The 21,459-nt window shown below is 69.0% G+C and carries 17 protein-coding genes; 15 read left to right on the forward strand and 2 right to left on the reverse strand.

What is annotated here, in order from left to right; translation table 11 throughout:
• Window positions 1–210 precede the first annotated feature (210 nt).
• Window positions 211–1,797 carry a glycoside hydrolase family 172 protein gene (locus tag ABFD52_03980; protein MEN6559916.1) on the forward strand — a complete coding sequence of 529 codons (1,587 nt, stop codon included), beginning with the start codon at window positions 211–213 and terminating at the stop codon, window positions 1,795–1,797.
• An 18-nt stretch (window positions 1,798–1,815) separates the two neighbouring features.
• Here the strand turns inward: ABFD52_03980 and ABFD52_03985 are convergent, their stop codons facing one another.
• Window positions 1,816–2,304: a nucleoside deaminase gene (locus ABFD52_03985; GenBank protein MEN6559917.1), complete on the reverse strand. Its 489-nt coding sequence runs from the start codon at window positions 2,302–2,304 to the stop codon at window positions 1,816–1,818.
• Between the two features lie 65 nt (window positions 2,305–2,369).
• Here ABFD52_03985 and ABFD52_03990 point away from each other — a divergent pair, with 65 nt between their 5' ends.
• The 11 genes from ABFD52_03990 to ABFD52_04040 all read left to right on the forward strand — a co-directional run bounded on the left by ABFD52_03990 (window position 2,370) and on the right by ABFD52_04040 (window position 16,082).
• Window positions 2,370–4,085 carry a M20/M25/M40 family metallo-hydrolase gene (locus ABFD52_03990; GenBank protein MEN6559918.1) on the forward strand — a complete coding sequence of 572 codons (1,716 nt, stop codon included), beginning with the start codon at window positions 2,370–2,372 and terminating at the stop codon, window positions 4,083–4,085.
• Complete coding sequence (locus ABFD52_03995; protein MEN6559919.1) at window positions 4,082–4,678, forward strand: hypothetical protein; 597 nt, start codon at window positions 4,082–4,084, stop codon at window positions 4,676–4,678. Before ABFD52_03990 ends, ABFD52_03995 begins: the two co-directional genes overlap by 4 nt.
• 34 nt (window positions 4,679–4,712) lie before the next feature.
• A complete protein-coding gene (locus tag ABFD52_04000; GenBank protein ID MEN6559920.1) occupies window positions 4,713–6,080 on the forward strand; it encodes a Gfo/Idh/MocA family oxidoreductase in 1,368 nt (455 codons plus the stop codon).
• 129 nt (window positions 6,081–6,209) lie between these two features.
• On the forward strand, window positions 6,210–6,905 hold the full coding sequence (locus tag ABFD52_04005) for a TetR/AcrR family transcriptional regulator (GenBank protein MEN6559921.1): 696 nt from the start codon (window positions 6,210–6,212) through the stop codon (window positions 6,903–6,905).
• The gene (locus ABFD52_04010; GenBank protein ID MEN6559922.1) at window positions 6,902–7,879 is read left to right on the forward strand and encodes an efflux RND transporter periplasmic adaptor subunit; all 978 of its coding nucleotides are present in this window, start codon (window positions 6,902–6,904) and stop codon (window positions 7,877–7,879) included. Before ABFD52_04005 ends, ABFD52_04010 begins: the two co-directional genes overlap by 4 nt.
• A gap of 12 nt (window positions 7,880–7,891) precedes the next feature.
• Entirely contained in the window at window positions 7,892–8,887 is a 996-nt protein-coding gene (locus ABFD52_04015; GenBank protein ID MEN6559923.1) for an ABC transporter ATP-binding protein, read from the forward strand.
• Window positions 8,884–10,209 (forward strand): TolC family protein, encoded by a 1,326-nt coding sequence (locus ABFD52_04020; GenBank protein ID MEN6559924.1) that lies wholly within the window; start codon window positions 8,884–8,886, stop codon window positions 10,207–10,209. Before ABFD52_04015 ends, ABFD52_04020 begins: the two co-directional genes overlap by 4 nt.
• Before the next feature lie 29 nt (window positions 10,210–10,238).
• Window positions 10,239–11,204: an ABC transporter ATP-binding protein gene (locus tag ABFD52_04025; protein ID MEN6559925.1), complete on the forward strand. Its 966-nt coding sequence runs from the start codon at window positions 10,239–10,241 to the stop codon at window positions 11,202–11,204.
• A complete protein-coding gene (locus ABFD52_04030) occupies window positions 11,201–12,376 on the forward strand; it encodes an ABC transporter permease (protein ID MEN6559926.1) in 1,176 nt (391 codons plus the stop codon). The genes ABFD52_04025 and ABFD52_04030 overlap by 4 nt, the downstream gene beginning before the upstream one ends.
• Window positions 12,373–13,503: an ABC transporter permease gene (locus tag ABFD52_04035; protein MEN6559927.1), complete on the forward strand. Its 1,131-nt coding sequence runs from the start codon at window positions 12,373–12,375 to the stop codon at window positions 13,501–13,503. The genes ABFD52_04030 and ABFD52_04035 overlap by 4 nt, the downstream gene beginning before the upstream one ends.
• Window positions 13,504–13,550: 47 nt before the next feature.
• Window positions 13,551–16,082, forward strand: a complete 2,532-nt coding sequence (locus tag ABFD52_04040; protein ID MEN6559928.1) for a glycoside hydrolase family 95 protein — start codon at window positions 13,551–13,553, stop codon at window positions 16,080–16,082.
• Here ABFD52_04040 and ABFD52_04045 read toward each other — a convergent pair.
• Entirely contained in the window at window positions 16,028–18,451 is a 2,424-nt protein-coding gene (locus ABFD52_04045) for a family 20 glycosylhydrolase (protein ID MEN6559929.1), read from the reverse strand. The two genes, ABFD52_04040 and ABFD52_04045, sit on opposite strands and share 55 nt — an antisense overlap.
• Window positions 18,452–18,583: 132 nt before the next feature.
• Between ABFD52_04045 and ABFD52_04050 the strand changes: the two genes are divergently transcribed.
• The 3 genes from ABFD52_04050 to ABFD52_04060 all read left to right on the forward strand — a co-directional run bounded on the left by ABFD52_04050 (window position 18,584) and on the right by ABFD52_04060 (window position 21,458).
• Window positions 18,584–18,913 (forward strand): DMT family protein, encoded by a 330-nt coding sequence (locus tag ABFD52_04050; GenBank protein ID MEN6559930.1) that lies wholly within the window; start codon window positions 18,584–18,586, stop codon window positions 18,911–18,913.
• A gap of 66 nt (window positions 18,914–18,979) precedes the next feature.
• The gene (locus ABFD52_04055) at window positions 18,980–20,284 is read left to right on the forward strand and encodes a mannanase (GenBank protein ID MEN6559931.1); all 1,305 of its coding nucleotides are present in this window, start codon (window positions 18,980–18,982) and stop codon (window positions 20,282–20,284) included.
• 1 nt (window position 20,285) lies between these two features.
• Window positions 20,286–21,458, forward strand: coding sequence for a CapA family protein (locus ABFD52_04060; protein ID MEN6559932.1), 1,173 nt, complete (start codon window positions 20,286–20,288; stop codon window positions 21,456–21,458).
• Window position 21,459: the final 1 nt, after the last annotated feature.

The following is a 21,459-nucleotide window of genomic DNA, read 5'->3' on the forward strand; positions in this document are numbered from 1 at the left end:
GGGGGAAAGGACTTATCGGGCGGTTGGCACCGCCCACCAGTTCCAGAGCCACGAGGACAGCGCGACGGCGGCGGCGGTCAGGAGGTCGTTCCGGCTGTCCATATCGCGCGGATTATAGGGAACGGGGATCGGGCTGTCAAGCGAAAAAGGAAGTTCTTCTCTCGCCGGAAAAATGTTAACATCGTGATCCGTCTCTTTGGAGGACAGAGCATGAAGTCGCTTGGCAAGAGAAAACCCGCCCCGGTCGCGGCGGCCGCAATGAGCCTGCTCCTTGCGGCCGGGGCAGCTTTCGCCCAGGACCTCGACGGGCTGACGAAGCTCAAGCCGGGGCGGTCGCGGGCCGTGACCTCGACCGACCCGAGCTTCACCGGCAACGCCGACCGGATCAAGCACATCGCCCCGGGCGAGACTCGGGTCCTGGCCGATATCAAAGGCCCGGCGGTCATCCGCCACATCTGGCTGACCTTCAGCGAGGCCCGGCCGAACTGGCTCGAAGCTGCCGGCTCGGCCGCGCCCGACGAGATCGTCCTGCGCATGTACTGGGACGGGGCCCGGGAGCCGGCCGTCGAGGCGCCGCTCGGCGACTTCTTCGGGGCCGGCTTCGGCCGCCGCTCGGAGCTCGTCTCGGTCCCGGTCCAGGTCGAGACCGGCGGGGACGGCTACAACTGTTTCTGGCCCATGCCCTTCTTCAAGCGCGGCCTCATCACCGTCACCAACGAAGGGGCCAAGAACGTCCGCTCGTTCTATTACCAGATCGATTACGCCGGGGAGCCGGGCCTGGCCCGGGACGCCGCCTACTTCTGCGCCCAGTACAACCAGGCCTTCCCAGAGAGGCTCGGGCGCGACTACACCGTCGCCGACATCCGGGGCCAGGGCCATTACGTCGGCACGGTCATGTCCATGCGGGCCCGCAGCCCGATGTGGTTCGGCGAGGGCGATGCCCGGTTCTACGTCGACGGCGAAGCGAAGCCGTCCATCCAGGGCACCGGGACCGAGGACTACTTCCTCATGGCCTGGGGCATGTCGCTCGGCATGTATCCCTATTTCGGCTGCGTCCGCTGGAGCCCGGAAGGGGAGATCCCGGGCACCGAATACTGCATGTACCGCTGGCACATCGCCGATCCGGTCCGGTTCGAGAAGTCCCTGCGCTTCGATATCGAGCACACCGGCTGGATCTCGGCCGACGAGACGGAGAGCGGCAAGATCGAGGGACACGTCGAGCGCGAGGACGACATCGCCACCGTCGCCTTCTGGTACCAGAAGGGCCAGCCCCGGCGCTTCACCGCCCTGCCGCCGCTCGCGGCCCGGCGCTTCCCGGATCTCGATATCGTCGTCGAGGGGAAGACGCTCGCCGCCTCGGCTCGGAAGACGCGGGGCGAGGCCGAGCTCCAGAAAGGATACGATTGGACGGCGGAGGGGCAGGTCCTTTTCCGCCCGACCGGCGACAAGTCCGCCCTCGAGGTCGATTTCGACGTGACCAGGAAGGAGTACCGGGGACTGGTCCTGCGCCTGACCTACGCCGACGACTACGGGGCCTGGCGCGTCTTCCTGGACGGCAAGCCGGCGCCGCTGGCCGAGGACGGGACCGTCCCGTCGGAGAGCCCGGTCATCGATTTCTACTCGCGGGACCTCGACGTCCGGGACGTCTATCTGGGCAGCCTGACCCTCGCGCCGGGACGGCACACCCTCCGCTTCGAGGCCGCGGGCCGGAACCCGCTGGCCAGGGGCGGCGCGCTCGGCCTGGACTCGGTGAGATTGCGGGAGCGGTGGGCGAAGAAACGGAAGCTCCTGACCTGAGACGGCCGGCCGCCCGGATCAGTAATTCTTCTTCTGAGGCAGGGCCATCCAGGCCTCGAAGAGCTCGAGGCACTCGTCCCGCATGAAGCCGGGGACCAGCCGGATCCGGCTTCGGCCGAGCGCCCTCATCTGAGCGTTCGAGATCCGGAGCTCGTTGAAGCCGGACCGCGCGGCGTCGCGGATGCCGGCGCCGAAATAGACCGTGCCGATGCGGGCCCAGTGGATGGCCCCGAAGCACATCGGGCAGGGCTCGGTCGTAGAGTAGATCTCGCAGCCGCCGAGGTCGAAGGTGCCGAGCTTCTTCGAGGCCCTGCGGATGGCGTTGACCTCGGCATGACAGGTGGCGTCGTGCCCCAGGACCGTGTTCCTGGCCGCGGCGACGACCCGGCCGTCCTTGACGATGCAGGCCCCGAAAGGCCCGCCGTCGGGGCGGGCGAGGTTCTTTCTCGCCTCGCGGACGGCGCGGGCCATGAACCGGCGATCCGGCGCGGCGGGTTTCGTCCTCATGGGACCTCCTCGGCCGATTATACTCTGTTGACCGTTCCGGCCGAAATCTGGTTAAATAAGTTTCCATGAGACACCCGAAAGCCCTGCTGGCGGTCGTTCTGTCTTGCGCCGTCCTGTTTCCCGCGGCCTCGGGCCCGGCAGCCGCGGACCGCGGCGCGCCGGCCCTCATCCGCATCCCCAAGGGCGCGACGCTGCCGGTCCGGGCGCTGGCCCGGCTCCAGCTCGACATCCGCCAGGATCTCGGCACCTGCCTGCTGGCCCTGGCCGACGGCGAGGACCTGGCGCTGCTGCGCCGCGGCGGCATCCGCTACACCATGATCAGCAGGGAAGCGGCCCGGCACGAGCTCCTCCTCGTCGACACGAGCCGCCCGGGCGCGCTCGAAGCGCTCCGCGCCGCCGGCCACGCCGTGGCCGTGGAAGCGGGGACCGCGGTCTTCTGGACGGACCAGGGAAGCGCTGCCGAGGCGGTCCCGGCCGGCCTGCCGCGCAAGGTCCTGCCGTCCCGCCGCCTCCCGCTGCAGCTCCGGGTGCCGCCGGCCGGGACCCCCGCTCCGGCCGAGGCATCGGCCCAGGATCCCCTGATCGAATTCATCGTCTCGAACGTCACGCCGGCCGACCTGGCCGCCGAGGTCCAGACGCTCCAGGATCACCAGACCCGCTACGCCTCGACCGCCAACTGCGAGGCCGCGGGCGAATCGCTCTATAGCTCGTTCTCGGCCCTCGGGCTCGACGACGTCCATTTCGAGCCGTTCTCCTTTTCGACGGGCTATGCCTCGCGCAACGTCGTGGCCGAAAAGACCGGCGAGACGTTCCCCGACGACATCTTCATCATCTGCTCCCATTACGATTCGTACTCGCCGTCCCGCCTGACCCTGGCACCGGGGGCCGACGACAACGCCAGCGGCACCGCTGCCGTCCTCGAAGCCGCCCGGGTGCTGGCGCCGTATCCGCTCGACTACACGGTCCGGTTCATCGCCTTCTCGGCCGAAGAGTGGGGTCTCTGGGGCAGCCGCGCCTATGCCGACGCGGCCCATGCCGCCGGGGACCGTATCGTCGGCGTCATCAACCTGGACATGATCGGCTACGCCGACGCGACGCCCGAGGACCTCCAGATCATCGTCAACGACGGTTCGGCCTGGCTGGCCGATCTCTTCGCCGCCGCCGGCCCGAATTACGGCCCGGTCACGGCCACGAAGATGGTCGACCAGACGATCGTCTACTCGGACCATTCGCCGTTCTGGGACAACGGCTATCCTGCCCTCCTGGCCATCGAGGATTATCCCCTGAACAATCCTTACTACCACCAGACGACCGACACCCTCGACCGGCTCAACGTCGACTTCTGCACCGCCGCCGCGCGCGCCTCGATCGGGCTCCTGGCCGAGCTGGCTCAGCCGGTCAGGGACGGCCATCCGAGAACGCCCGCCCGCCTGAACGCCGAGTGGGAATCCTACAGCTCGCTTTTCAGGACCCTGGCCTTCGTCAACCTGAGCTGGGACGCCCAGGCCGATGCCGCGGGATACAATGTTTATCGGACGAGGACCTCGCACCTAAACTATGTCAAGATCAACGATGCGCCCGTGACGGGGACGTCGTTCGCCGACGACACGGTGAGCGCGGGCGCGGAATATTATTACGTTTTGACCGCGGTCGGCCCCACCGGCCTCGAGAGCAACCGTTCCCGGGAGAACGCCTGGGGGGCGGGCGGGACCGTCACGACGGCCGCGGGGGCGCCGGTCAGGCGGGCCGTCACGCCCCGGATGTTGAGGGGGCCCCGATGAAAGCCCGGCGCCTGACGCTCGTCCTGGCCGGAGTCGCGCTGGGGCTGGCCGTTTCCGCCGCGGCGCCGGCCCAGGAGCTTTCGGTCTCGTTCGCCGCGGGGGGCTTCTTTCCATCCGGGTCGGCCTACCGCGATATTTACGGGCCGGGGGCGTCGATCGCCGGGGACGTCTGGCTCAAGCTCAAGGGACCGTTCGGATTTGCGGCCGGGTTCGGCCGCCTGTCCGACCGGGGCTTCGCCGTGCCGACGGCCGGCAGCGGGACGGATGCCTATCCGCTGGAGTTCCGCCGGACCTCCGTCCCGGTCATCGCGTTTTATCAGGTCGCGGCCGGGCCGGCGATCATACGCCTGGGCGCGGGACCGGGTTTTCACAGCTACCGCGAGACCTGGACGACGGCCGGCCTCGAGTACGCCGGGCACAAGGCCGCGCTGAGGTTCGTCCTGGCGGCATCGGTCAGGATCGCCGGCCGGATCTCGGTCTTCTGCGAATCATGCTACGAATCCATCCGGACGGGCCAGGGCACTTCGCTCGACGTCAACGTCAACGTGGGCGGCGCCCAGGTCCTGGGCGGCCTGTCCTTCCGGATCTTCTGATAATTTCCCAATCACTCATCGAACAGGAGAAGCCATGAGCGAAGAGAGCGGGAGCGGCAGGCGGAGCCGGAGGGATTTCCTAAAGATCGGCGCGGCGGCCGGTTTGGGCGCCGCGGTGGCCGGGCTGGGCCTCGAAGCGGGGACGCCGGTCATCGCCGGGGAAGCCCGGCCGCAATTCAGGGCGCCGGCCATCCCGACGGTCAAGGTCGGCTTCGTCGGCGTCGGCGGGATGGGCTCGGCCCACGTCCAGAATTACCTCAGGATCGACGGCGTTGAGATCAAGGCCATCTGCGACATCCGCCCGGCCCATGTCGAACGGGCGCGGAAGTGGGTGGTCGAGGCCGGGCAGCCCGAGCCGGCCGGATATTCTGATGGGGAGAGGGACTTCGAGCGGATGTGCGAGACCGAGGACCTCGACCTGGTCATGACGGCGACGCCCTGGGAGTGGCACGTGCCGGTCTGCCTGGCGGCCATGCGCAACGGCAAGCACGCGGCGACCGAGGTGCCGGCGGCCATGTCCATCGAGGATTGCTGGGCCCTGGTCGAGGCGGCCGAGAAGCACAAGAAGCACTGCCAGATGATGGAGAACTGCTGCTACGACCGGATCGAGCTGATGACCCTGAACCTCGTCCGCAAGGGGATCCTGGGCGAGGTCCTCCACGCCGAGGCCGGCTACCTGCACGACCTGCGCGGCGTCAAGTTCTCGAGCGAGGGCGAAGGTCTGTGGCGGCGGGCCTGGGCCCGGAAGGTCAACGGAAACCTCTACCCGACGCACGGCCTGGGGCCCGTGGCCCAGTGCCTGAACGTCAACCGGGGCGACGCGTTCGATTATCTCGTCTCGATGAGCTCGCCGGCCCGGGGGCTCCACGAGTACGCCGTGGCCAAGTTCGGCGCCGGATCGGCGCAGGCCCGGGAGCGCTACGTCCTCGGCGACGTCAACACCAGCCTGATCAAGACCAGGCTCGGCAAGACGATCATCCTGATCCATGACACGAACCTGCCCCGGCCCTACAACCGGATCAACTACGTCCAGGGGACCCGGGGGTTGGCCCACAAGTGGCCCGACCGGATCTATGTCGAAGGCCGGTCGCCCAAGCCCGACGATTGGGACGATTTCCAGTCGTTCGCGGCCGAGTTCGAGCACCCGCTCTGGAAGTCCATCGCCGCGAAGGGCGAGGGGAGGGGCCACGGCGGCATGGACTACATCGAGGATTATCGGCTGATCCAGTCGCTGCGCCGGGGCGAGCCGCTCGACCAGGACGTCTATGACGCGGCGGCCTGGAGCGCCATCGTCGGGGCCAGCGCCAGGAGCGTCGAGCTCAAGGGCCGGCCGGTCGCCATACCGGACTTCACCCGCGGCCAGTGGAAGAGCACCGCGCCCCTCGGCATCGTCGGAGCCTGATAAAAGGGATCCTGGAAGGGGTCAAATCCTCTTTTTGCCCAAAAAAGCCTAAAAAGCAGGTTTGACCCCCTCCTTATTGGTTTGCCCCCCTCTCCTTGACAAGGCCTTATTTTTATCTATAATAAAACTGTGAAAACCAAACAAGTTTCCACAGTATCAAGACCGGGCCGGCGGGAAAGGTGCGCTGGGCCCGCGGCGCGGGCGAGGATCGTCGCGACGGCCCGGGACCTTTTTCTCCGGCGGGGCTTCCTGGGGACGACCGCCGACGACATCGCCAGGGAGCTCGGCATCAGCAAGGCCACGCTCTACAAAACCTTCCGCAGCAAGGAGGAGATCCTCAGGGCCGTCGTCCGCGAGAACATGGCCGAGATCCAGGCCGGCGTCGAGGGCCGGATCGGCGACGCCTCCCTGGGCTTCGTCGAGAAGATGGCCTCCCTCCTGGGCTTCCTGGCCGACCGGATCTCCCTGTTCGGTCCGTTCCTGGCCAGGGATATCCAGCGGAGGGCCCCCGACATCTGGCAGGAGATCGATGAATTCCGGCGGGACAAGATCCTCAAGAACTTCCGGATCGTCCTCGGATCCGGCCGCCGCGAGGGCATCTTCCGCGCCGACGTCGACCTCGATCTCCTCCTGCGGGTGTTCCTCGGCCTGGTCCAGCAGTTCGTCACCCCCGACGAGGTCCGCCGCACCGGCCGGTCGCCGGCGGAGATACTCGAGTCGATCGTCAAGGTCTTTTTCCAAGGCATCCTGACCGACAAGGGGCGGCTCGATCTCTCGGCCCGCACCCCGTCCCTGTTCGAGCCCCGAAAGGAGAGCGCATTATGAGATCGAAGATCATGGTCCTCGTCCTGATCCCGCTGGCCGCGCTGGCCTGCTCGGGGGGAAGGGACAAGAAGGCCATCACCGCCTCGGGCACGATCGAGGCCATCGAGGTCAACGTCGCTTCCAGGGTCTCCGGCCAGATCCTTTCCCTGGCCTTCGACGAGGGGGCCCGGGTCAGGCCGGGCGATGTCCTGGCCACGATCGATCACGCCACGGCCGACATCCAGCTGCGCCAGGCCGAGGCCGGCGTCAAGCTGGCCGAAGCCCAGCTCGCCCTCCTGGTCAAGGGTTCCCGCAAAGAGGACATCCAGCAGGCCGAGGCCGCCCTGACGCAGGCCGAAGCCGGCCTCCATGTGGCCTCCGACGACGCCAGGCGCATGCGCGAGCTGGCCAAGACCGGAAGCGTCACGCCTAAGCAAAAGGACGACGCCGAGGCCCGGCTCGTCGTCGCCGGGGCCCAGCGCACGGCTGCCGCCGAGACCCTGAACAAGGCCCGCCGGCTGGCCCGGCCCGAGGAGATCCAGGCCGCCGAAGCCCGCCTGGCCCAGGCCCAGGCGGCCGCGGACCTGCTGGCCAAAACGATCGCCGATTGCACCATCACGGCTCCCGCGGGCGGCATCGTCACCCACAAGGCCCTGGAGGCCGGCGAGCTCGTATCGCCGGGCGCGACCGTGGTCACCATCTCCGCGCTCGACAGCGTCTATGTCATGATCTACCTGCCCGAGCGGGAGGTCGGCCGGGTCCGCCTGGGGGACGCCGCCGAGATCGAGATCGACAGCTACCCCGGCCGGCCCTTCCCCGGCCGCATCACCTACATCTCGCCCGAGGCCGAGTTCACGCCCAAGAACGTCCAGACCAAGGATGACCGGATCAAGCTCGTCTTCGGGGTCAAGGTCGAGATCGAGAACCGGGATGGCCTGCTCAAGCCGGGCCTGCCCGCCGACGCGGTCCTCCGGGCCGCCGACGCCGGCCGTTAGGAGGATCGGGTCATGGCCGCCCTGGCCGTCGAAACGCACGGTCTCTCCAGATCGTTCGAGACCGTGGACGCCGTCCGCTCCCTCGACCTCTCGATCGCGGAGGGGGAGATGTTCGGCCTCGTCGGCCCCGACGGCGCCGGCAAGACGACGATCCTCCGCATGCTCTGCGGCCTGCTCGCGCCGAGCTCGGGCCGGGCGGCGGTCCTTGGACGCGACGTCGTCAAAGAGGCCGGGGCGCTCAAGAGCCGGGTCGGCTATTTCTCGCAGAGGTTCAGCCTCTACGGCGACCTGACCGTGGACGAGAACATCGAGTTCTTCGCCGAGATCCACGGGGTCGGCGGATTCGGGCCCCGCCGCGAGGAGCTGCTGGCTTTCACCCGCCTGACGCCCTTCCGCGGCCGGCTGGCCGAGCGCCTCTCCGGCGGCATGAAACAGAAGCTGGCCCTGGCCTGCGCCCTCATCCACACGCCCCGCATCATCTTTCTCGACGAGCCGACCACCGGCGTCGACGCCGTCTCGCGCCGCGATTTCTGGAAGATCCTGTCCGGGCTCCTGCGGACCGGCATCACCATCGTCATGACGACGCCCTACATGGACGAGGCCGAGCGCTGCACCCGGGTCGGGCTGCTGGCCGGCGGCCGGCTGCTGGCGGCCGACACGCCGCAGGCGCTCAAAGGGCTCATGCGCGGCGCGGTCGTCGAGATCCTCTGTCCCGAGATCCGGCGCGCGTTCGCCGTGCTGAAGGACCTTCCCGGCGTCACCGAGGTCCAGCTCTTCGGCGACCGGCTGAACGCCGTCGTGGGCGACCCCGACCGCGAGATCCCCCGCATCGAGTCGGCCCTGGCCGCGGCCGGCATCACCGTCGCCCAACGGCGGGTTCTGGCGCCGTCGCTGGAGAACGTCTTCATCTCAGTCACCCAAGAGGGACCGCCTCCCGGGGGAGAGGTCCCGCCCAGCTCGCTGGAGGGACGATCCCCCCAGGGGACGATCCCCGGAGGCCGATCATGACCAGGAAATTCATCGTTATCGCCGCGTTCTTGGCCTTCCCGCTGGCCGGCCTGGCCCAGACGCGCTCGCTCACCCTCGATGAGGCCGTCGCCGCGGGACTCGACGCGAGCCCGGCCCTTCACGCCTCCAGGATGAGGGCCGAATCGTCGGCCGCCCGGGCCCGCGAGGTCGCCGCCGCCCGCCTGCCCGCGGTCCGGCTGGGCGCCGGCTACACGCGCTTGAGCGAGGTGCCGGACTTCCAGGTGACGCTGCCCATCTCGCCGAACCCGATCGTGGTCTCCCAGAGCTACTTCAACAACTGGAACCTGCGCCTCTCGGTCCAGCAGCCGGTCTTCACCGGCTTCCGGCTCGAGGCCGGCGCCAGGTCGGCCCGGATGCTGGAGCGGTCGGCCGGCTTCGACCTGGCCAAGGACCGCTCGGAGCTCGTCTTCGCCATCAAGAGCGCCTACTGGGGCCTCGCCCGGGCCCTTCAGTACGAGGCCGTCGTGGCCGAGACCGTCGGCCAGGTCCGGGAGCACCTCAAGGACGTCCGGGCCTTTTTCGACCAGGGACTGCTGGTCAGGAACGAGGTCCTGCGGGCCGAGATACAGCTCTCGAACGCCGATCTGGCGGCCATCGACGCCCGGAACGGAGTCGAGGTCGCCCAGACCTCTCTCCTGAACCTGATCGGCCTGCCCGTCGACACGAAGATCGAGCTGGCCACCTCGGCCGAGAGCCAGGCTTCGCGCCTCCCCGGCGACGAGGCGGCCGCCCGGGCCCTGCTCGACATGGCCCTGGCCGGCCGGCCCGAGATCAAGGCGGCCGAGTTCCGCATCCGGGCCTCCGAGGCCGGGCTGAAGGCCGCCAAGTCCGGCTGGTACCCCCAGGTCTCGCTGGCCGGCAACTACTACTCCATGCGCCCGAACTCGCGTTATCTCCCGGCCCTGAACGAGTTCAAGGACACCTGGGACATCAGCCTGTCCGTCTCGCTCGACGTCTGGAACTGGGACCAGACCAGGAACCAGGCCGCCCAGGCCCGGGCCCAGCTGGCCCAGGCCCGCGACGCCCGGGAGCTCCTCGAGGACCAGGCCGTCCTGGATGTCACCCAGAGCCGGCTGGCCCTGGTCCAGGCCCGCCGCAAGACTGAGGTGGCGGCGGCCGCCGTCGGCCAGGCCGACGAGAACCTGCGCCTGGCCCGGGACCGTTTCCGCCATGGCGTGGCCGTCAACACCGACGTCCTGGACGCTGAGGTCTTCCTGCTCCAGGCCAGGACCGCCAAGGTCCAGGCGGCCATCGATCTCGTCCTGGCCCAGGCCCGCCTGGAAAAAGCGCTGGGGAACTAGGGCCCGGAGGGAAACGAGGGGAGCGCGCCATGCCCGCCAAGGCCATCGAGGTCAAGTCGCTGACCAAGAGGTTCGGCGCCTTCACGGCGGTCGATGCGGTCTCGTTCTCCGTCGAGCGGGGGGAGATCTTCGGCTTCCTCGGGGCCAACGGGGCCGGCAAGTCGACGACCATCCGCATGCTCTGCGCCCTGCTCGATCCGACCTCGGGCACGGCCTCCGTCGGCGGCTTCGACATCCGGCGCGAGCCCGAGCGGGTCAAGCGCTCGATCGGCTACATGTCCCAGAGATTCTCGCTCTATGACGATCTGACCGTGGCCGAGAACATCCGCTTCTTCGGCGGCGCCTACGGCCTGGACCGCAGGGCCATCGAGTCCCGCATGCCCTGGGTACTGGAGATGGCCGGCCTGCGCGGCCGCGAGGGCAGCCTGACCCGAACGCTGTCGGTCGGCTGGAAGCAGCGCCTGGCCCTCGGCTGCGCCGTCCTGCACGAGCCCGGGATCGTTTTCCTCGACGAGCCCACCGGCGGAGTCGACCCGGCCTCGCGGCGTCGCTTCTGGGAGCTCATCAACGGCCTCTCGGAGCGGGGGATCACCATCTTCGTGACGACCCATTACATGGACGAGGCGGAGTACTGCAACGACATCCGGCTCATGCACGCCGGCCGGATTGTGGCCGGCGGCAGCCCCACCGAGCTCAAGGCCGCGGCCATCCGCCATCCCATCCTGGAACTGGCCTGCGATCGCCCGGTCGAGGCCATGGAGATCCTGCAGAAGGAACCCTGGGTGGTCGACACCTCGATCTTCGGGCTGTCCCTCCACGTCGGCGTCGGCGAGGAGGCCGAGGGCCGGCGGCTCCTGGCCGATCGGCTGGGGCGGGCCGGCATCGCGGTCCAGCGCGTCGACCGCATCAGGCCGTCCCTCGAGGACGTCTTCATCCACGAGATCGAGACGAACGCGGCCCCCGGGCCGGGCGCGGCGGGGGAGGCGAAGCCGTGAAGGGGCCCACGTTCGCCGGCATCCGGTGCATGGTCAAGAAGGAGTTCCGGCAGATCCGCCGGGACACCCGCTCGCTGGGCTTCATGATCTTCCTGCCGGCCTTCATGCTCCTGATGTTCGGCTTCGCCCTGACCCTCGACGTCAAGCACATCGCCCTGGCGGTCGTCGACGAGGACGGCAGCCAGGCCAGCCGCGAGCTCGTCGAGCAGTTCAGCACCACCGAGTACTTCGACCTCAAGGCCGTCCTGCCCGCGACGACGGCCATCGATCCCCTGATGGCCCGGGGGGACATCAAGGCCGCCCTGGTCATCCCGCCCCGGTTTGCCGAGGACCTCCTGGCCGGCCGCAGCCCTTCGGTCCAGGTCCTGGTCGACGGATCGAACGCCCTGAGCGGCACCACGGCCGGGGGCTATATCGCCGCCATCCTCCAGACCTATTCCCAGAGGATCACGCTCGAGACCCTGGCCCGGCGGGGCCTGGGCCGGCTCTCGGTCCCGATCGCGGCCGAGGTCCGGGTCTGGTACAATCCAGAGCTCCGCAGCTCCAACTTCCTCATCCCCGGCCTGATCGCCTTCATCCTCATGGTCATCGTCACGGTCTCCACCGCCTCCTCCGTCGTCCGGGAGAAGGAGCGCGGCACCATGGACCAGCTGCGGATCTCGTCGCTCAGATCGTCGGATCTCATCATCGGCAAGATGATCCCCTACGCCCTGATCTCGCTCGGCGCGGCCCACCTGGTCCTCCTCTTGAGCCAGATCCTGTTCGGGGTCGGCATCAAAGGCAGCTATCCCTTGCTCCTCCTGGCCATGGTCCTGTTCGTCTGCGGCGCCCTGGGCCAGGGGCTGTTCATCTCGTCGGTGACCCGGACCCAGCAGGTGGCTTTCCTCCTGGCCATCCTGACGAGCATGCTGCCGACCTTCATCCTCTCGGGGTTCGTCTTTCCCGTCCGCAACATGCCCGCGGTCGTCCAGGCCGTCACCTACTTCGTGCCGGCCCGGTATTTTCTGGCCGCGCTGCGGGCCATCGTCCTCAAGGACGCCGGCCTGGCCGCGATCTGGCAGCAGATCCTGTTCCTGGCGGGCTTCGCTCTCCTGATGCTGGGGGCCAGCGCGGCCCGGATGGGACGCGGCGAAAAAGAGCCGCGGCCGCGGCGGGGGAGGGCTCGGGCATGAAGGCCATCCTGTCCATCGTTCACAAGGAGTTCCTGCAGCTCCGGCGCGACCGCCGGCTCTTCCCGCTCCTGTTCCTCTCGCCGGTCCTGCAGCTGCTCCTGCTGGGCTACGCCGCCAACCTCGACGTCCGCAACATCCCGGCGGTCGTCTGCGACCAGGACGGTTCGGCGGCCAGCCGCGAGTTCATCGCCGGCTTCCTCAACTCGGGCTATTTCTCGGTCCGGGCCCGGGTCGAGCGGCTGGACGAGATCGACGCCTACCTCGACCGGGGCCAGGCCTCAACCGCCTTCGTCATCCCCCGCGGCTTCGGCGACGACCTGGCGGGCGGCCGGCCGGGCAAGGTCATGATCATCGCCGACGGCGTCGAGAGCCAGACGGCCACGATCGGCGTCAACTACTCCACCATGATCGCCAAACGGTACGCTCAGCGCCTGCTTCTCGAGCGCTTCGAGCGGGTCCAGGGCCGGGGCGGGATCCGCCCGGTCCAGGTCGAGGCCCGGGTCCGGGTCTGGTACAACCCGGAGCTGAAGAGCCGGAACTTCATGATCCCCGGCGTCCTCGGCCTGATCCTGATGGTCATGACCATCGCGCTGGCCTCCATGGGCATCGTCCGCGAGAAGGAAGCCGGGACCATGGAACAGCTGATCGTCACCCCCATCCGGCCTTACCAGCTCATCGTCGGCAAGCTCCTGCCGTTCGTGCTCATCGGCCTCGTCGAGGCCGCGTTCGTCATGGCCGTGGCCGCGTTCTGGTTCGTCGTCCCGGTCCGGGGCAGCCTCGGGCTGATCCTCCTGGCCTGCCTGGCCTTCATGCTCAACACCCTGGGCTTCGGCCTGTTCATCTCGACCATCTCCCGGACCCAGCAGCAGGCCATATTCACGGCCATCTTCTTTATCATGCCGATGATCATGCTCGGCGGGTTCGTCATCCCGATCGAGAGCATGCCGCCGTTCTTCCAGGCCGTGTCCCGCGTCATCCCGACGCGCTACTTCTTCACCATGATCCGCGGCCTCATGATCCGCGGCGCCGGCTGGCCGGAGATCTGGGACCAGATGCTTCCGCTGGTCGCGCTCGGCGCCTTCGTCCTGAGCATGAGCATCGCCCGCTTTAAAAAGAAGCTCGATTAGCGTCCGGCGGGTTGACAGCTCCCCCGACCCCGGGCTATAAGGGCCCAATGAGAGCCCGGCCCGTTAACCTCCGCCGCGGACGGCCGCGGCGATCCGCCCTCCGGGGGGCCGTCCCTCCCGCGTTCGCGGCCTTCCTCCTGGCCGCCCTCCTGGGCCTCGGGACCTGCTCCGCCGACCGGCCCGTTCCGGCCGGGCGGGCGGTTGCCCGCGGGCAGGACCGGCTCTGGTACCGCCAGCCGGCCGCCGACTGGAACGAGGCCCTGCCGGTCGGGAACGGCCGGCTCGGAGCGATGGTCTTCGGCTGTCCGGACCACGAGAGGCTCCAGCTCAACGAGGAGACGGTCTGGGCGGGGAGCCCCGTCGACAACAACAACCCCGGGGCGCTCGAGAACCTGCCCCTGATCCGCCGGGCCCTGTTCGAAGGGCGTTATGCCGAGGCCTCGGCCCTGGCCGAAAAGCATCTGCTGGGCACGCCGCCGCGCATCCGGTCCTACCAGCCCCTCGGCGACCTGCTCATCGACCTGGATGGCGTCCGGGCCGGTTCCGGATACGAGCGGGCTCTGGATCTCCGGGACGGCGTCGCCTCCGTCGTCTGCGAAACGCCGGAAGGGGCGAGGATCGAGCGGGAGGTCTTTTCCTCGGCCGCGGACGACGTCCTGTCCGTGCGGATCACGGCCGGCCGCGGGGCGCGGATGACGGGCTCGATCCGCCTGGCGCGGTCCAGGGACGCCGTCACGAAGGCGGTCGGCTGGAACAGGCTCGTGATGTCAGGCCGGATCATGGACAAGCCCGATCCGCTGACCGGCCCCGGCGGCGCCCATATGCGCTTCGCGGCCGCGCTCGAGGTCCTCGCCGACGGCGGCCGGGTCAGCCCGGCGGGGGAGGGGCTCAGGGTCGAAGGCGCGCGGGGCCTGACCATCCTTCTCGCCGCGGCCACGGACTACGACCCGGCCCTCCTCGCCTGCGATCCCGGCCTCGATCCGGAGGCGAGATCGGCCGCGACCCTGGCCCGGGCAGGCAGGCGTTCCGGCGGGCAGCTGCGGGCCCGGCATGTCGCCGAGCACCGCGCGCTCTACGACCGGGTCGCTCTCGACCTCGGCGGCTCGCCGGCGGCGGCCGCGCTCCCGGCCGACGAGCGCCTGGCCCGGGTCAAGGCGGGCGGCGAGGACCCGGCCCTTGTTGCGCTCTATTTCCAGTACGGCCGCTACCTGCTCATGGGCTCGTCGCGGCGGCCGGCCGCGCTCCCGGCCAACCTCCAGGGCATCTGGAACCAGGATTTCGAGGCGGCCTGGAACTCCGACTTCCACACCAATATCAACCTGCAGATGAACTACTGGCCGGCCGAAGTGGCCAACCTCTCCGAATGCGTCGCTCCGCTCGCCGGCTTCGTCGGCCGCCTGACCGTCCCGGGGACGGCGACGGCCCGCAAGACCTACGGCGCCCGCGGCTGGACCCTCCACCACCTGACCGACCCCTTCGGCCGGACCGGCGTCGCCGACGGCGTCTGGGGCGTCTCGCCCATGGCCGGACCGTGGCTGACCTTCCCGCTCTGGGACCACTACGAGTTCGGCGCCGACACGGCCTTCCTCCGCGACGCGGCCTATCCTGTCATGAAGGGCGCGGCCGAGTTCGTGGCCGATTTCCTTGTCCCGTCGCCGGAGGGCTGGCTGGTCACAGCGCCAGCGCATTCGCCCGAGAACGCTTACATCGACCCGACGACGAAAAAGGCCGAGTCGCTGACCTACGCCGCGACGATCGACGTCGAGATCGCCCGGGCCCTGTTCGAGAACTGCATCCGGGCCGCCGGCATCCTGGGCGTCGACGCGGATTTCGCCGCCCGCCTGAAGGAGATCGAACGGCGGCTGCCGCCCCTCCAGGTCGGAAAGTTCGGCAACCTCCAGGAGTGGATCAAGGACTACGACGAAGCGGAGCCGGGGCACCGGCACATGTCCCACATGCTGGCCCTCTACCCCCTGGCCCAGATCACGCCGGAGACGCCCGAGCTCTTCGAGGCGGCCAGGCGGACGATCGCCCGGCGGCTCGCGCACGGCGGCGGCCAGACCGGCTGGAGCCGGGCCTGGATCGTCAGCTTCTACGCCCGGCTGCTCGAAGGCGAGACCGCCTATCAGAACCTGCTGACGCTCCTGCGCCAGTCCACGATGAAGAACCTCTTCGACACCCATCCGCCGTTCCAGATCGACGGGAACTTCGGCGGCGCGGCCGGCATCGCGGAGATGCTCCTGCAGTCCCACCGGGGCTTCATCCAGGTCCTGCCGGCTCTGCCGGCCGCCTGGGCCGGGGGGAGGTTCAGGGGGCTTTGCGCCCGGGGCGGGTTCGAGATCGACGCGTCATGGGCGTCCGGCCGGGTCGTCGAGCTCCATGTCCGCTCCAGGGCGGGGGGCCGGCTCCGTCTGGCCGATCCCTTCGGCGGGCGCGAGGTCCGTGTCTCCGGCGCGGAGCCGGCGGGCGCTCTGCCCCGTCAGGGCATGATCGAGATCGAGACGCGTCCTGGCCAGGAGATCGTCTATTCGACGACGATCTCGTCGGCGAAGATCCAGGACTTGCCGCCCGCGCCGTAGTGCCAGCCGGGGACGGCGCCGATCGACCGGGCCCGGACCCGGACACGGCGGACGGGGCGCTTCTCGAACCGGGCCGCGAATTCCTTGATGGTCGGTTCGGCCAGGCGCGGCGAGATATCGTTCGCGACCTCGCCGACGATCTCGTATGTCTTTCCGTCCGCGGAGACGGCGAACTCGACCGCCGCCGGCAGGAAGATCCAGGAGTTGATGTTCTGCAGGGCCCTCAGGGAGATCGAGCGGACGGCTTTTCGGCCGCCCAGGTCGATGACCGCGTCGAGGTCCGTTCCCTCGAAGCCCTGCCAGCGGCCGTCGCCCGAATCGAGCGAGCCGAGGAGGCCGTCGGTCAGGCCGGTCTCGCCGCCGGCCGCGTGCTCGGGGCTGAAGGCCAAGGCCAGGGCCGGCTTGCGGCCGAGCGCGGCGTGCGCGACGAACTCTTCGGACGCCACGGCCGGGCTCGCCTGTTCGGCCCCGTCGAAGGCCGCCGCCCGGACCTTGGCCGTCTTCTTGAGGACGATCGGCTTCCTGTAGAGCTTTGACGCCGGGCCGGGATCGGCGCCGTCCATCGTGTAGCGGATGTCGAGCCCGGGGATCTCGGTCGCGAGCGTCAGGGCGGCCCGGGTGCCGCCCCGCTGCGACCCGGTCCTGATGTCGACGAGCCAGGCGCTCCGGGCGAAGTTCAGGCCGGCCTGCTCATAGCGGGGGAGGAGCCGGCCAAGCCGGGCCGCGAAATCCGGCCAGTCGCGCCGGGCCTGCGGCGACCAGACCGCTTCGGCCAGGGCCGCGATCCGGGGCAGGGCCATGTACTCGGCGTGCCGGCCGTTCGGGACATATTCGGTCCAGAGATTGACCTGGCCGCCGAGGATGTGGGCGGCCTCGGCTTCGGTCAGGGCCTCGGGCGCGGGGTCGAAGGCATAGACCTTGGAGAGCGGCACGAAGCCGCCGATCGAGGGCGGCTCGACCGCCGGATCGCCCTGATAATAATCAATGTAGCAGTGGGTCGTCGGCGACATGACGACGTCGTGCCCGGCCTTGGCGGCGGCGATGCCGCCTTCCGTGCCGCGCCAGGACATGACCGTGGCCCGCGGGGCGATTCCGCCCTCGAGGATCTCGTCCCAGCCGACCAGGCGCTTGCCCAGGCCTTCGAGGACCCGTTCGATGCGCCGGGTGAAGTAGCTCTGGAGCTCCTGCTCGTCCTTGAGGCCTTCGGCCTTCATCCGGGCCTGGCACCTGGGGCAGCGCTTCCACTCGGTCTTATCGACCTCGTCTCCGCCGATGTGGACGAAGGGGCCGGGGAAAAGGGCGGCGACCTCGGTCAGCATGTCCTCCAGGAACCCGAACGTCTTCTCGTTGCCGGGGCAGAAGACGTCGGTGATGGGCCAGTAGCCGCCCGGCTTGACCGTGAACGGGCCGCCGGTGCACGAGAGTCCGGGATATGCGGCCAAGGCCGCCATGGCGTGGCCGGGCATCTCGATCTCGGGGACGACGGTGATGAAGCGCGCCGCGGCGTAGGCCACGACATCGCGGATCTCAACCTGGCTATAGAAGCCTCCGTAGGTCGCGGCCTCGCCCGGCTTCTGGGGTTCGCGGGCGTTCCAGTGCTTGTCCTCGCGGTCGACCCGCCAGGCCCCGACTTCGGTCAGCTTCGGATATTTCTTGATCTCGATGCGCCAGCCCTGGTCGTCGGTCAGGTGCCAGTGGAAGGTGTTGAGCTTATGGCTGGCCAGGATGTCGATCCAGCGCAGGACGAAGTCCTTGGGGAAGAAGTGCCGGGAGCAGTCGAGCATGGCCCCGCGCCAGGCGAACCGGGGCCGGTCCTCGACGGAGACGCAGGGGACGGTCCAGGCCGTCGCGGCCGCCGCCGCCGAGCCCGGAACGGCCGGCCGCTCGATGGCCGCCGGCAGGAGCTGGCGAAGGGTCTGCGCGCCGTAGAAGGCGCCGGCCGGCGCCGCGGCCCTGATCTCGATCCTGTCCGGCTTGACCTCGAGGAGATAGCCTTCGTCCCCGACGCGGGCCTGAAGATCGTCGAGCCGGAGGACGATGGACCCGGCCGGCGCTGCGGCCTCGGGCGAGGTCGCCGGCGCGGCGACGACGGCGATATCGAGCCCGGCCGGCCGGCCCAGCATGTCCTTGAGATACGCGGCCACGGGCGTCAAACCGTCCTGTCCTTCAAGGACGACGATCTTCGTTCCGGGTCCGAGGGCGAAAGTGCCCGGCTCGGCCTTCAAGCTCAGGGGCGCCGGCACGAGCGCGGGCCCCGCCGGTCGCGCCGGCCCGTGACCCTGGGGCGCCGAGGCGCAGCCGGCCAGGAGCAGCGCGATGACGGGGCGAATCCACCGCCATAATATCCGGGCTCCGCGTCGATCGGTCATGATGCGCCTCCTGTGGGCGGGGGATTCGGGATGTCGATAGTAAGTTCCTGATCGCGCCGTGTCAAGGCCGCCGCCGCGGTTCCGTTGACGGGCCCCTCCCGGAGGCGTATCATGGCGCCCGATTTATCTGCCATGGCCACAGTCGCCCTGCTCACCATCTCCAACGTCTTCATGACCTTTGCCTGGTACGGGCATCTCAAGTACAAGAACATCGCTCTCTGGAAGGTCGTTCTCGTCTCCTGGTCGATCGCCCTCCTGGAATACTGCTTCCAGGTCCCCGCGAACCGCATCGGCCATCGGCATTTTTCGGCGGCCCAGCTCAAGACGATCCAGGAAGTCATCACCCTGCTCGTCTTCGCCGGCTTCTCGGTCTTCTACCTCAAGGAGGACCTGAAGTGGAACTACATCGTCGGCTTCGGGTTCATCCTGGCCGCCGTCTTCTTCGTCTTCCACAAATGGTAAGGCCGGTTGACAGTCTCCGCGGCCGCGGTCTATGATGCCTCCATCCCATCCCGGAGGGAGAGCATCATGCGCAAGACCGTCCTCCTGATCCTCACGCTGAGCCTGGCCGCCTGGGGCTGCCGGGGCGACAAGGCCGCGGGGACCGCCGCCGAGGGCGGGCCGCAAGCCTCCCAGGCCGCCTCGGCCGCCTTTGTCACGGTCAAGGACGGCAAGTTCATGCTGTCGGGCAGGCCCTTCTATTTCGTCGGGGCCAACTTCTGGCAGGGCATGAACCTGGCCGTCGACGGGCCGAGCGGCGACCGGCCGCGGCTCCTGCGGGAGCTCGACCGTCTCCGCGACCTCGGCGTCACCAACCTGAGGGTCATGGCTTCCTCCGAGGGGCCGAACACGGAGCCTTACCGAATGGTCCCGGCCCTGATGACCTCGCCCGGGGAGTACGACGGCAGCGTCCTCGACGGCCTCGACTTCCTGCTGGCCGAGATGGGCAAAAGGGGCCAGCGCGCCGTCATGGTCCTCAACAACTTCTGGCAGTGGTCGGGCGGCATGGCCCAGTACGTCTCCTGGCACGAGAAGACGCCCATCCCGTATCCCGGCGATTATCCGAAGTTCGTCGATTACTCGGCCAAGTTCTACGGCTACCCCGAATGCCAGGACTGGTTCCGCGACCACATCGCCATGATCGTCGGGCGGACGAACCCCTACACCGGCCTCAAGTACCGGGACGACCCGGCCGTGTTCTCCTGGGAGCTCGGCAACGAGCCGCGCCGCTATCCCCAGGGCTGGATCGACGACACCTCCGCCTACATCCATTCGCTGGACCCGAACCACATGGTCACGACGGGCTCGGAGGGCGCGCCGCCTGAAGAGAAGGGCCAGGACTTCGTCAAGACCCATAGCTCGCCCGGGATCGACTACGTCACCATCCACATCTGGCCGCAGAACTGGGATTGGTACGACCCCAAGCGGCCGGCCACCTACAAGGCGAAAGCCGAGCCCCTGGCCATCGAATATTTCAAGAAGCTGGCCGATCAGACGAAGGCCATGGGCAAGCCCCTGGTCCTTGAGGAGTTCGGCCTGGCCCGCGATTGGGCCACTAAGCACAACAACTACGACCCGGCCTCGACGACGACGACGAAGGACCTCTACTACGCGGCCCTCTACAAGCTGGTCGAGGACTCGATCGCCTCGGGCGGCCCGGCCATGGGCGACAACTTCTGGGCCTGGGCGGGCGAGGCCCGGCCGGGCGGCAAGCCCTGGGTCGGCGACCCGCCGCACGAACCGGCCGGCTGGTACTCGGTCTATGACGCCGACGCCTCGACCATCGCCATCATCTCCGGCCACGCCAAGAGGATCGCGGAGCTCACGAAGTAGGATGGTCAGGCTCCTCGTCGCCGCCGACTGGGCCCCGATCCGGGCCTTCGAGCCGATCGTGTCGAAGGACCCCCTGGCCGTCTATGGGGACATGCTGCCGGTCCTCCGCCGGGCCGATCTCCGCGTCGTCAACTGCGAGTGCGCCCTGACCGCGGCCGGCGAGCCGGTCTGGAAGAGCGGCGCGGTCTTCAAGGGCCTGCCGGCCCACGCCGCCGGACTGGCCGCCGTCCCGTTCGAGGCGGCCTGCCTGGCCAACAACCACGTCTTCGACTACGGATTGAGCGGCTTCAAGGAGACGCTCCGGGTCCTCCAGCGGAGCGGCATCCGCACGGTCGGGGCCGGGCTGACGCGCGAGGAGGCCGAGGCCCCGCTGCGGCTGACGGCCGGCCGGGCCCGGATCACGATAGTCAATTTCGGCGAAGGCGAGGACCTGACGGCCTCGACGGGCGGCCCCGGCGCCTGCGGCTGGGAGATCGAGCGGCTGGCCGGCGAGGTCCGCAGGGCCAAGAAGCGGGGCGATTTCGTCCTGGCCGTCGGGCACGCCGGCCTCGAATACATACCCTTCCCGCCGCCGTACGTGGCCGCGGCCTTCCGGGCCCTTGCGGATGCCGGGGCCGACTGCGTTGTCGGCCATCACCCCCACGTTCCCCAGGGATTGGAGACGCGCCGCGGCCGGCTCATCGCCTACAGCCTGGGCAATTTCGCCTTTTTCCAGCCGCCCGAGCTCCATTACCGCCGGACCGGGTTTTGCCTTTCACTCGATATCCGGGCGGGCCGTCTGGCCGGCTACGAGATCCATCCCTATGGCATCACCGCGCAGGGGCTTCGCCGTCTCGGCAAGGGAGAGGAGAATAGGTTCAGGGAGGCGCTCCGCCGCGTCTCCGCTCCTCTCGCCTCGGCGCGCGGCGTCGCCGAAGCCTGGCGAGCCTATCTCGCCTATTACGGGCCGGAGGGATTCAAGAAAGAGGTCCGGGGCATCCTCGAGGAGATGGAGAGGGAGCCGCGCAAGGGCGCGGCCATGTTCCGGAACCGCATCACCACCCTGCAGCACGCGGAGCTGTGGCGGGACGCCCTGACCCGCTTCATGTCCGGAGATCCGGCCCCCGCCCGTCCGGCCTTGACGCGCCTCATCGGCGAGTGGCTGACGAAACCCCTGGCGCCCGCGGCGCGCTGAC

Source organism: Acidobacteriota bacterium, assembly GCA_039683095.1.
Classification (GTDB): Bacteria; Acidobacteriota; Aminicenantia; order Aminicenantales; family Saccharicenantaceae; genus RBG-16-66-30.